General features: G+C 66.6%; 8 protein-coding genes and 1 tRNA gene. 5 read left to right on the top strand and 4 right to left on the bottom strand.

Annotated features, from left to right (window positions below; translation table 11 throughout):
• Positions 1–71: 71 nt before the first annotated feature.
• The 3 genes from gltB to pyk all read left to right on the top strand — a co-directional run bounded on the left by gltB (position 72) and on the right by pyk (position 7,631).
• Positions 72–4,649, top strand: coding sequence for a glutamate synthase large subunit (gene gltB / locus ALI44B_RS02670; protein WP_077053207.1), 4,578 nt, complete (start codon positions 72–74; stop codon positions 4,647–4,649).
• Positions 4,642–6,099 (top strand): glutamate synthase subunit beta, encoded by a 1,458-nt coding sequence (locus ALI44B_RS02665; protein WP_077053206.1) that lies wholly within the window; start codon positions 4,642–4,644, stop codon positions 6,097–6,099. Before gltB ends, ALI44B_RS02665 begins: the two co-directional genes overlap by 8 nt.
• Before the next feature lie 86 nt (positions 6,100–6,185).
• Positions 6,186–7,631, top strand: a complete 1,446-nt coding sequence (gene pyk, locus ALI44B_RS02660; protein WP_077053205.1) for a pyruvate kinase — start codon at positions 6,186–6,188, stop codon at positions 7,629–7,631.
• 95 nt (positions 7,632–7,726) lie between these two features.
• On the opposite strand, the gene ALI44B_RS02655 is transcribed toward pyk, so the two are convergent.
• Positions 7,727–7,966 (bottom strand): hypothetical protein, encoded by a 240-nt coding sequence (locus tag ALI44B_RS02655; RefSeq protein WP_077053204.1) that lies wholly within the window; start codon positions 7,964–7,966, stop codon positions 7,727–7,729.
• A 127-nt stretch (positions 7,967–8,093) separates the two neighbouring features.
• On the opposite strand from ALI44B_RS02655, the gene ALI44B_RS02650 reads away from it, so the two are divergent.
• A complete protein-coding gene (locus ALI44B_RS02650) occupies positions 8,094–8,480 on the top strand; it encodes a YchJ family protein (RefSeq protein WP_238592131.1) in 387 nt (128 codons plus the stop codon).
• 111 nt (positions 8,481–8,591) lie between these two features.
• On the opposite strand, the gene ALI44B_RS02645 is transcribed toward ALI44B_RS02650, so the two are convergent.
• Positions 8,592–10,112 carry an MFS transporter gene (locus ALI44B_RS02645; protein WP_083709440.1) on the bottom strand — a complete coding sequence of 507 codons (1,521 nt, stop codon included), beginning with the start codon at positions 10,110–10,112 and terminating at the stop codon, positions 8,592–8,594.
• A 133-nt stretch (positions 10,113–10,245) separates the two neighbouring features.
• Positions 10,246–10,328: transfer RNA gene (locus ALI44B_RS02640), tRNA-Leu, on the bottom strand.
• A gap of 38 nt (positions 10,329–10,366) precedes the next feature.
• On the opposite strand from ALI44B_RS02640, the gene ALI44B_RS02635 reads away from it, so the two are divergent.
• On the top strand, positions 10,367–10,972 hold the full coding sequence (locus ALI44B_RS02635; protein ID WP_077053202.1) for an ANTAR domain-containing response regulator: 606 nt from the start codon (positions 10,367–10,369) through the stop codon (positions 10,970–10,972).
• 171 nt (positions 10,973–11,143) lie between these two features.
• On the opposite strand, the gene ALI44B_RS02630 is transcribed toward ALI44B_RS02635, so the two are convergent.
• Complete coding sequence (locus ALI44B_RS02630) at positions 11,144–11,503, bottom strand: hotdog fold thioesterase (RefSeq protein WP_238592129.1); 360 nt, start codon at positions 11,501–11,503, stop codon at positions 11,144–11,146.
• Between the last annotated feature and the right edge of the window lie 206 nt (positions 11,504–11,709).

The raw sequence follows: 11,709 nt of genomic DNA, 5'->3' as shown, positions 1-11,709 counted from the left end.
GTGCCACGTCCCTTCGGCGGGCCACAGGCGTCCCTCCGGTTGTTTCTCCCTTGTCGTGAGGACGGTCAGTTATGACGCATTCCCCCACATCACACACTTTCTCGCAGGTGCCGGCCCAGCAGGGCATGTACAACCCGCGGCACGAGAAAGACGCCTGCGGTCTCGCCATGGTGGCGACGCTGCGCGGCACGCCCGGGCACGACATCATCGATGCCGCCCTCGACTCGCTGCGCAACCTCGAGCACCGCGGGGCCATCGGCTCCGACGCGGGAACGGGTGACGGCGCCGGCATCCTGACGCAGATCCCCGACGAGTTCCTGCGTGCCGTCACCGACTTCGAGCTGCCCGAAATGGGCCACTACGCCGTCGGTCTCGCGTTCCTTCCGCTCGACGAGCACGCCCGCGGCCAGCTCAAGGCCGACATCGAGGCCATCGCCGACTCCGAGAACCTCCAGGTGCTCGGCTGGCGCCTCGTGCCCACCGACCCCGACAACCTCGGCAAGCTGGCGCGCAAGGCCATGCCCGTCGTCGAGCAGCTCTTCGTCACGAGCCGCTACCACGACCACGACGGCCAGACCCTCGCGGGCATCGCCCTCGACCGCCAGACCTACCGGCTGCGCAAGCGGGCCGAGCGTGAACTCGACGCCTACTTCATCTCGCTGTCGAGCCGCACCCTCGTCTACAAGGGCATGGTCACCACGCTGCAGCTCGAGCCTTTTTACCCGGACCTGTCCGACGAGCGCTTCGCGTCGAAGCTCGCCATCGTGCACTCGCGCTACTCGACCAACACGTTCCCGTCCTGGCGTCTCGCCCAGCCTCTCCGCATGATGGCGCACAACGGCGAGATCAATACCGTGCAGGGCAACCGCAACTGGATGCGTGCGCGGCAGTCCCAGCTCGAATCCGAGCTGATCGGCGACATCCGCCCGTTGCTGCCCATCATCACGCCCGGCGCCAGCGACTCGGCCTCGTTCGACGAGGTGCTCGAACTCCTGACCCTCACGGGTCGTTCGCTCCCGCACGCGATGATGATGATGGTTCCCGAGGCGTGGGAGAAGCAGAACGGTCTCGACGACGAGCTGCGCGACTTCTACGAGTTCAACAGCATGCAGATGGAGCCGTGGGACGGTCCCGCCGCCCTCACCTTCACTGACGGCACGCTCGTCGGCGCCACGCTCGACCGCAACGGCCTGCGCCCCGGCCGCTGGCTCGAGACCACCGACGGTCTCATCGTCCTCGGCAGCGAGATCGGCGTGCTCGAGGTCGACCCGTCGCGCATCAAGCGCAAGGGTCGCCTGCGCCCCGGCCGCATGTTCCTGGTCGACACCGAGGCAGGTCGCCTCATCGAAGACGACGAGATCAAGACATCCCTCGCCGCCGCGCAGCCCTGGGGGGAATGGCTCGACAACGGCCGCATCCACCTGAAGGACCTGCCCGAGCGCGAGCACATCGTGCACACGCCCGCCTCCATCACGCGCCGCCAGCGCACCTTCGGCTACACCGAAGAAGAGGTGCGCATCCTTCTCACGCCCATGGGCAAGAACGGCGCAGAGCCGCTCGGTGCCATGGGGTCTGACACGCCCATCGCGGTGCTCTCGAAGCGTCCGCGCCTGCTGTTCGACTACTTCGTGCAGCAGTTCGCGCAGGTCACCAATCCGCCGCTCGACAGCATCCGCGAAGAGGTCGTCACCTCGCTCAAACTGGGCCTCGGGCCCGAGCGCAACCTGCTGTCGTGGGGCCCCGAGCACGCGCGCCAGGTCGTGCTCGACTTCCCGGTCATCGACAACGACGAGCTCGCCAAGGTGCAGCACATCGACCCCACGGCCGGTTCGCGCACCACCTACACCGTGCGCGGCCTTTACCGTGTCGAAGACGGCCCCGATGCCCTGCGCGACCGGCTCACCGAGATGTGCCACGAGGTCGATGTGGCGATCAACGAGGGCGCCAGCTTCATCGTGCTCTCCGACCGCGACTCCAACCGAGACCTCGCGCCCATCCCGTCGCTGCTCATGATGGCGGCCGTTCACCACCACCTCATCCGGGCCGAGAACCGCATGAAGGTGGGCATCATCGTCGAGGCCGGCGATGTGCGTGAGGTGCACCACGTGGCGCTGCTGATCGGTTACGGCGCGTCCGCCGTGAACCCCTACCTCGCCATGGAGAGCTGCGAGCACCTCGTGCGCAGCGGCATGATCGAGGGCGTCACGCCCGAGAAGGCCGTCAAGAACGTGATCTACGCGCTCGGCAAGGGCGTGCTCAAGATCATGTCCAAGATGGGCATCTCGACGGTGTCCTCCTATGCCGGCGCCCAGACGTTCGAGGCCGTCGGTCTCGCTCCCGACTTCATCGACGCCTACTTCACGGGCACCGAGACGAAGCTCGGCGGCGTGGGCATCGACGTCATCGCCGAAGAGAACCTGCGTCGCCACCGCGTCGCCTACCCCCACAACACCGCTGAGCACTCGCACGAGCGCCTCGAAACGGGTGGCGAATACCAGTGGCGTCGGGATGGCTCGCCCCACCTCTTCAACCCCGACACCGTTTTCCGGCTGCAGCACTCCACCCGCAACCGGCGCTACGACATCTTCCGCGAGTACACGTCGATGATCGACGGCCAGGCCTCCGAACTCATGACCCTGCGCGGCATGTTCCGGTTCGCCGACGGCAAGCGTCCGCCCGTGCCGCTCGACGAGGTCGAACCCGTCGAGTCGATCGTCAAGCGCTTCTCCACGGGCGCCATGAGCTACGGCTCGATCTCGAAAGAGGCGCACGAGACGCTCGCGATCGCCATGAACCAGCTGGGCGCAAAGTCCAACACGGGTGAGGGCGGAGAAGACGTCGACCGCCTGCTCGACCCCACGCGCCGCAGCGCCATCAAGCAGGTCGCCTCGGGTCGTTTCGGCGTCACGAGCATGTACCTGACCCACGCGGATGACATCCAGATCAAGCTCGCGCAGGGTGCCAAGCCCGGCGAGGGCGGCCAGCTGCCGCCGGCCAAGGTCTACCCCTGGGTGGCCCGCACGCGTCACGCGACCGCCGGAGTCGGCCTCATCTCGCCGCCCCCGCACCACGACATCTACTCGATCGAAGACCTCAAGCAGCTCATCTTCGACCTGAAGCGGGCCAACCCGTCCGCGCGCATCCACACCAAGCTCGTCAGCCAGTCGGGCATCGGCGCGGTCGCGGCGGGTGTGGCCAAGGCGCTGAGCGATGTCATCCTGGTCTCCGGCCACGACGGCGGAACAGGCGCGAGCCCCCTCAACTCGCTCAAGCACGCGGGAACGCCGTGGGAGCTCGGCCTCGCCGAGACGCAGCAGACGCTCATGCTCAACGGCATGCGCGACCGCGTCGTCGTGCAGGTCGACGGTCAGATGAAGACCGGCCGCGACGTCATCATTGGCGCCCTGCTCGGCGCCGAGGAGTTCGGTTTCGCGACCGCGCCGCTCATCGTCGAGGGCTGCATCATGATGCGCGTGTGCCACCTCGACACGTGCCCGGTTGGCGTCGCCACGCAGAACCCGGTTCTGCGCCAGCGCTTCACCGGCAAGCCCGAATTCGTCGTGACCTTCTTCGAGTTCATCGCCCAGGAGGTGCGCGAATACCTCGCCGCCCTCGGGTTCCGCTCGATCGAGGAAGCCGTCGGCCACAACGAGATGCTCGACATCCAGGATGCTCTGCACCACTGGAAGGCGTCCGGAATGGACCTCGCGCCCATCCTCGTCGGGCCCGAGTTCGATGACGACGAGCCGCGCACGCACGCCCGCAACCAGGACCACGAGCTCGACAAGCACTTCGACGTCGAACTCATCCGCCGCAGCCACGACGTGCTCGAGAACGGCGGCCAGGTGCGTATCGAGCTGCCCATCCGCAACACCGAGCGCGCGGTCGGCACCATGCTCGGCCACGAGGTCACGGTGCGGCACGGCGAGCACGGCCTGCCCGAGGACTCGATCGAGGTCGTGCTGAGCGGTTCGGCCGGCCAGTCCTTCGGCGCGTTCATGCCCTCCGGCATCACGTTGCGACTGCACGGCGACTCGAACGACTATGTGGGCAAGGGTCTCTCGGGCGGCAAGATCATTGTCCGGGCTCCGCAGGGGAGCGCTTTCGTGCCCTCCGAGAACGTCATCGCCGGAAACGTCATCGGCTACGGCGCCACGCAGGGCAGCCTGTTCCTGAACGGCATCGTGGGCGAGCGTTTCCTCGTGCGCAACTCAGGCGCCACCGCGGTGGCCGAGGGCGTCGGCGACCACGCCCTCGAGTACATGACCGGCGGGCTCGCGCTTATCCTCGGCCCCACAGGCCGCAACCTGGGCGCGGGGATGTCGGGCGGCACGGCCTACGTGTTCGACCTCGACCCGCAGAACGTCAACACGCAATCGCTCGAGAGCGGCGAATTGCACCTGCTGCCCCTCGGCTCCGCGGATGTCGCCATCGTGCGCGACCTGCTGGAGCGCCACCACGCCGAGACGGAGTCCGAGCTGGCCGCGCGCCTGCTCGCCGACTTCGATGCCACGGCACAGAAATTCGTCAAAGTATTGCCCCGCGACTACGCAGCCGTGCTGCAGACGCGCGAAGACGCCGAACGCGAGGGTCTCGACCCCGACGGCGACATCGTGTGGGGCCGGATTATGGAGGTAACCGGTGGCTGACCCGAAAGGCTTCCTGAAAGTCACGGAACGCGAACTGCCGAAGCGTCGCCCCGTTCCCGTCCGCCTCATGGACTGGAAAGAGGTCTATGAGCAGAACGACCCCGCGCAGGTGCGTCGCCAGGCCGGGCGTTGCATGGACTGCGGCATCCCGTTCTGCCACCAGGGCTGCCCGCTCGGCAACCTGATTCCCGAGTGGAACGACCTGACGTGGCGCGGCGAGGGTCGCGACGCGATCGAGCGCTTGCACGCCACGAACAACTTCCCCGAGTTCACGGGTCGCCTCTGCCCGGCACCGTGTGAGTCGTCGTGCGTGCTCGGTATCAACCAGCCGGCCGTGACCATCAAGCAGGTCGAGGTCTCGATCATCGACCAAGCGTTCGCCAACGGCTGGGTCGACTCGCACCCGCCGGAGCGCCTCACGGGTAAGACCGTCGCCGTCGTGGGCTCTGGCCCCGCTGGCCTCGCCGCCGCCCAGCAGCTGACGCGCGCCGGTCACACCGTGGCCGTTTACGAGCGCGACAACCGCATCGGCGGACTGCTGCGCTACGGCATCCCGGACTTCAAGATGGAGAAGAAGCACCTCGACGCGCGTCTCAAGCAGATGACCGACGAAGGCACGCGTTTCCGGGCCGGCGTCAACATCGGCGTCGACATCACGTGGGACGAACTGAAGGCGCGCTACGACGCCGTCGTCGTTGCCACGGGTGCCATGGTGCCGCGGGACCTGCCCATCCCGGGGCGCGACCTTCCCGGCGTGCACTTCGCCATGGAATACCTCGTTCAGGCCAACAAGGTCGGCGCGGGCGACGACGTTCCCGATCAGATCACGGCCGAAGACAAGCACGTCGTCGTACTCGGCGGCGGTGACACCGGCGCGGACTGCATCGGCACGGCGCACCGCCAGGGAGCGGCCTCGGTCACCAACCTCGCGATCGGCACGCAGCCCCCCTCGGAACGCACCGACGCCCAGCCCTGGCCCATGATGCCCACGCTCTTCGAGGTCGCCAGCGCCCACGAAGAGGGCGGCTCGCGTGAATACCTCGTATCGACGGTTGAATTCTTGCCGAACGCCGCGGGCGAATTGCGCGCCATCCGCGTGGCCGAGACCGAGTTCGTCGACGGACGCCGCGTGCCGAAGTCGGGCACCGAACGCGAGATCCCCGCCGACCTGGTGCTCCTGGCACTCGGTTTCACGGGCCCCGAGAGCGACCAGCTGGGCGACCAGCTCGGCGTCCCCTTCGACGGTCGCGGCAACGTGGGCCGCGGCGACGACTACCAGACGAGTGAAGAGGGCGTGTTCGTGGCCGGTGACGCCGGCCGTGGCCAGTCGCTCATCGTCTGGGCCATCGCCGAGGGCCGTGCGGCCGCCGCAGCGGTCGACCGCTACCTCGAGGGCGAAACCGAGCTTCCCGCACCGGTCCGGCCGACGGACCGGGCCATCTCGCTCTAGACTTTCCCCGGCGGTCGTTCGCGATCACCACCCACCCCAGCAGCCAGACGCGCCGCCTCGGCGCAGAAGCACGGAGAAACCCCAGTATGAGACGAGCCAAGATCGTCGCAACCCTCGGACCGGCAACATCGAGCTATGAGAACATCAGAGCCATCATCGATGCCGGTGTCGACGTGGCGCGCATGAACCTCAGCCACGGAAGCTACGACGTCCACGAGGGTGTGTACGCCAACGTGCGTAAGGCCGCTGCCGACGCCGGCAAGCCCGTCGCCGTCCTGGTCGACCTCCAGGGGCCCAAGATCCGCCTCGGCAAGTTCGAGGGCGGCCCCTACCACCTGGCCGAGGGTGACATCTTCAAGATCACCATCGAAGACATCGTCGGCAACAAAGACATCTCGGGCACCACGTTCAAGGGCCTGCCCAACGATGTCAAGCCGGGCGACCCGCTCCTCATCGACGACGGCAAGGTCACGCTGCGCGTTCTCGAGACCGACGGAACGGTCGTCACGACCGAGGTCGTCGTCCCGGGCCCCGTGTCCAACAACAAGGGCATCAACCTGCCGGGTGTCGCCGTCAACGTTCCCGCTCTGAGCGACAAGGACGAGGCCGACCTCCGCTGGGGCCTCAAGCTCGGCGCCGACTTCATCGCGCTGTCCTTCGTCCGCAATGCATCCGACATCGTCCGCGTGCACGAGATCATGGCCGAAGAGGGTCGCAAGATCCCCGTCATCGCCAAGATCGAGAAGCCGCAGGCCGTCGACAACCTCGAAGAGATCATCGACGCCTTCGACGGCATCATGGTCGCCCGTGGTGACCTCGGTGTCGAGCTTCCCCTCGAGGCCGTCCCGATCGTGCAGAAGCGCGCCGTCGAACTGTGCCGCCGCATGGCCAAGCCCGTCATCGTCGCCACGCAGATGCTCGAGTCGATGATCAGCTCGCCGCGTCCCACGCGCGCCGAGACGTCGGATGTCGCGAACGCCGTCCTCGATGGTGCCGACGCCGTCATGCTCTCCGGTGAGACCAGCGTGGGAGAATTCCCCGTCATCACGGTCGAGACGATGGCGAAGATCGTCGAGTCGACTGAGATCCACGGCCTCGACCGCATCGCCCCGCTCGGCACCAAGCCGCGCACGCAGGGTGGCGCCATCACGCTCGCTGCCGCCGAGGTCGCCGACTTCGTGGAGGCCAAGTTCCTCTGCGTCTTCACCGAATCGGGCGACTCGGTGCGCCGCATGACGCGTCTGCGTTCGCAGATCCCCGTGCTGGGCTTCACGCCCGACGAGGCCATCCGTCGTCGCATGTCGCTCATCTGGGGCGTCGAGAGCGTTCTGGTCGAGCGGGTCACCCACACCGACGCCATGTTCGGTCAGGTCGACGACGAGATCCTCGCCAAAAAGCGTGCCAACGTCGGCGACAAGGTCGTCGTGATCTCGGGTTCCCCTCCCGGAATCGCCGGCTCCACCAACGACATGCGCGTGCACAAGGTGGGTGACGCCCACCACGAGGCGGCTCCGGCCTACGCCAAGAACTAGCGCTGTCAACGACGAAGGCGGGACATCCTCGGATGTCCCGCCTTCGTCGTTCTCCGGTGAGCCTGCGCCATCATGGCGCGCTCACCGGTCGGGGGTTATTCGCCGTTCGCGCGCTTGCCGACCTCTTCGGTGTGGCCGTCGAGCTCTTCGTCGGTCGCGGCGACGTTCGACTGCTCGAACCGCTGCGAGAGGGCTTCCTTGACGATGTCGTCGGGCTGGCCCGGCAGGTCCTGAGCCGTCTGAGCAATGATTCCCTCGGCCTTTGCGGCGTCGTCGGTCTCGTTCTGATCCATGCGGGGGCCGTCTTGCGTGGGCTGTGCGCGGTGGTCGCTCATGAGGTTTCCTCTCGTTGTGGGAACCGTCGATGGTCCTCACCCCCAGATTACTCCGCGGGGACGACCGAGGCCCGGCCGCGCATGCGCCTTGCGGCGGTTGCCCAGCACCGATAATGGGGGAGTGACGATCGCTCCCGACATCCGCTGCCCGTGCCTGAGTGGCGAGGTCTATGGCGCCTGCTGCGGCCGGTATCACAGCGGCGCTCATACCGCCCCCACGGCGGAAGTGCTCATGCGGTCGCGCTATTCAGCTTTTGCGCTGGGCCTGGAGCGGTACCTCCTGAACTCCTGGCATCCGTCCACCCGTCCCGATAGCGTCGATCTCGATGACGAGACCCGGTGGACGCGGCTCGATATCGAAGACGTGCGGCGGGGTGGGCCGACCGACAGCGAGGGAGTCGTGCGGTTCACCGCCATCTATCGGGATGCCGACGGCGGACATCGCCTGACTGAAACCTCGCGCTTCGTCCGAGAGAGTGGCGTCTGGTTCTACGTGGACGGCATCCACGCCTAGGCGGTCGACCGGTGACCGGTGACCGGTGACCGACAACCGACGAGCGACGAAAAGGCGCCCGGCCGCCCGCACGCGAGTGCGAAACGGCCGGGCGCCGATGTGTGAGAAACCTCAGGCTCGCGCGTTCTCCGGGAACGGCAGCTCGTCGAGGTCGATGTTGGGGTTCGTGTCCTGTGTGTCGACGAGCTCCTGCGCCTCGGCGTCGGTCTCGACGCTCGGCATCGAACCCGGCAGGGGCCGCTTCGCAGACTCCTTCATGAAGTAGATGGCGATGGCACCCACGATGGATGTCGCGATGAGGTAGAACGCGGGCGTCAGATCATTACCGGTCCACTGCAGCAGCCCCTCGATGATGAACGGAGCCGTACCGCCGAAGATCGCCACCGCGACGTTGTAGGCGATGCCCATGCCGCCATACCGGCTGGATGTCGGGAACAGCGCCGGCAGGGACGACGCCAGGTTGGCCACATAGAACGTCACGGGGAAGGCGATGAGTGCGAGCCCGGCCAGCGTCGACCAGATCTCACCGACGCCGAGCAGCAGGAAAGCGGGCACGCTCAGGACGATGGTGCTTCCCGCGCCGATCCACAGCACGGGCCGGCGACCGATGCGGTCGGACAGTCGACCCGTGAGCGGGATGCACAGCGACATCGCCACGAGCACGGGGATGGTCAAGAGCGTGCCGTGAACGGCGTCGTACCCGAGCGAATCGGTCAGGTAGGTGGGCATGTAGGTCGTGAGCGCGTAGCCCACGGTGTTGGCGGCCGCCACGAGCGCGATGGCGAGCACGATCTGGCGCCAGTAGGCACGGATGAGGGCGCGCGTTCCCTTGGGGCCCTCGGCCGCGACATCCGCCTCGCTCTTGTTCTCTTGAGCGTCCATCGTCGCCTGGAACGCGGGCGACTCCTCGATCTTCAACCGGAAGTAGATCGCGATGGCACCGAGCGGACCGGCCACGAGGAACGGCAAGCGCCAGCCCCACTCGACCATCTCTTCGCTCGACAAGATGAGCTGCATGACCGACACGACACCCGCGCCGATCGCGAAGCCGAAGTAGCTTCCGAGGTCGAGGATGCTCGCGAAGAAACCTCGGCGCGCATCGGGCGCGTACTCGCTGACGAACGTCGTGGCGCCGGCATACTCGCCGCCCGTCGAGAAGCCCTGGATGAGCTTCAATACGATGAGCAGGATGGGCGCCCAGAATCCGATCGTGTCGTAGTTCGGCAACACGCCGATCAGGAACGTGGAGGCAGCCATCAAGATGAGCGTCATCGCGAGGATGCGCTGGCGGCCGAGACGATCGCCGAGACGACCGAAGATCACACCACCGAGGGGGCGGGCGATGAACGTGACGGCGAAGACGCCGAGGCTGAATAGCACCTGCACGTTGCTCGGCGCGTCGGAGAGGAAGACCTGGCCCATGATGACGGCGAGGTAGCCGTAGACACCCACGTCGTACCACTCCATGGTGTTGCCCACCACGGTGCCGCCGACGGCCTTCTTCAACATCGCCTTATCGACCACATTGACGTCGGAAACCTGAAGTCGCCGCTTCTCGGGTGCCTTCTTGCCGCGCCGCTTGGCCAGCAAGGCCTTGATCTGCGCGAAGGAATCGTTTCGCTGTTCGGTCATCGCCTGCTCTTTCGATCGTGCCCCGAAGGGTCGGAAATTCTGGCGGATTGTTCCGGCGCTCACGGGGCCGGGCCAAATGAAATCCCCGCTGGCTACCCCTTTCCTACGGGGTCCCCAGCGGGGAGGGTGGTTGTGCCGGTGGTGGGACTCGAACCCACACGTCCTCTCGAACAAAGCATTTTGAGTGCTCCGCGTCTGCCATTCCGCCACACCGGCGCACAACAACATCGACAAGATTACCGTAGGATTTAGGCGTGACTGAGCAAGAAGCAACTCCAGCAGCCCCCCGCCGTGTCGTCGTGGCCGAAGATGAGTCCCTCATCCGCCTCGATATCGTCGAAATTTTGCGCGACAACGGTTTCGAGGTGGTCGGTGAGGCCGGCGATGGCGAGACCGCCGTCCAGCTCGCTACCGAGCTGCGCCCCGACCTCGTCATCATGGACGTGAAGATGCCCCAGCTCGACGGCATCTCGGCGGCCGAGCGCCTCAACAAGGCCCAGATCGCCCCGGTCGTCCTCCTCACGGCCTTCAGCCAGAAGGAGCTCGTCGAGCGCGCGAGCGAAGCCGGTGCGCTGGCCTACGTCGTCAAGCCGTTCACGCCCAACGACCTGCTGCCGGCCATCGAGATCGCTCTCAGCCGCTATCAGCAGATCATCACGCTCGAGGCCGAAGTCGCCGACATGGTCGAGCGCTTCGAGACGCGCAAGCTCGTTGATCGCGCCAAGGGCCTGCTCAACGAGAAGATGGGCCTCACCGAGCCCGAGGCTTTCCGCTGGATTCAGAAGGCTTCCATGGATCGCCGCCTGACCATGCACGATGTTGCCCAGGCGATCATCGAGCAGCTCAGCGCCAAGAAGTAGCGTTGCCAAGAAATAGCAGCGCCAAGAAGTAGCAGCGCCAAGAAGTAGCAGCGCCGAGAAGTAGTTCGGCGCCGACACATTCGGCCGGGTTACAGGCCCGATACGACGAAGGCCCGCGACGCAACAGTCGCGGGCCTTCGTCGTTCTCGCTCGCACGAGACGCGGCAGGTGTCAGGCCGAGGCGCCCGGGGCATCCTTGATCATGTTGGTGATGCGGATGGTGGAGCAGCGACGCCCTTGCTCGTCATCCACGGCGATCTCGTGCACGGTCAGGCTGCGACCGAGGTGGATGGGTGTGCAGACGCCTGTGACGAAACCGCTCGTCGCGGATCGCGTGTGCGTAGCGTTGATATCTATGCCGACGGCAAGTTTGCCGGGCCCTGCGTGCAGATTGGCAGCCATCGACCCGAGCGACTCGCCGAGCACGACATAGGCGCCTCCGTGCAACAACATGGCGGGCTGCGTGTTGCCCTCGACGGGCATGCGGGCCACGGCACGCTGGATGCCGAACTCCACGAACTCGATCCCCATCTTCTCGGCGAGGGCCCCGGCCCCGCGTTCGCGGACCCACTCGAGGGCATCGTCCTGGGATGTCGTTGCGTCGGTCACGCGCGGTCCTCTCGTCGGTGGTCGTCGGCGCTTGTCGGCCGTTGTCTTCCTGCGGGCATCGTGGCCGTTCGAGGCGGGCAGCTGCGCCATCGCATCGAACCGGATGTCCGTTCCCGACCCGCCCAGCG

Origin of the sequence: Leifsonia sp. ALI-44-B, assembly GCF_001984125.1 — a bacterium.
In the GTDB taxonomy this organism is placed as follows: domain Bacteria; phylum Actinomycetota; class Actinomycetes; order Actinomycetales; family Microbacteriaceae; genus Okibacterium.
Note: the sequence above shows the minus strand (reverse complement) of the source record. Positions and strands in the feature narration are given on the sequence as shown.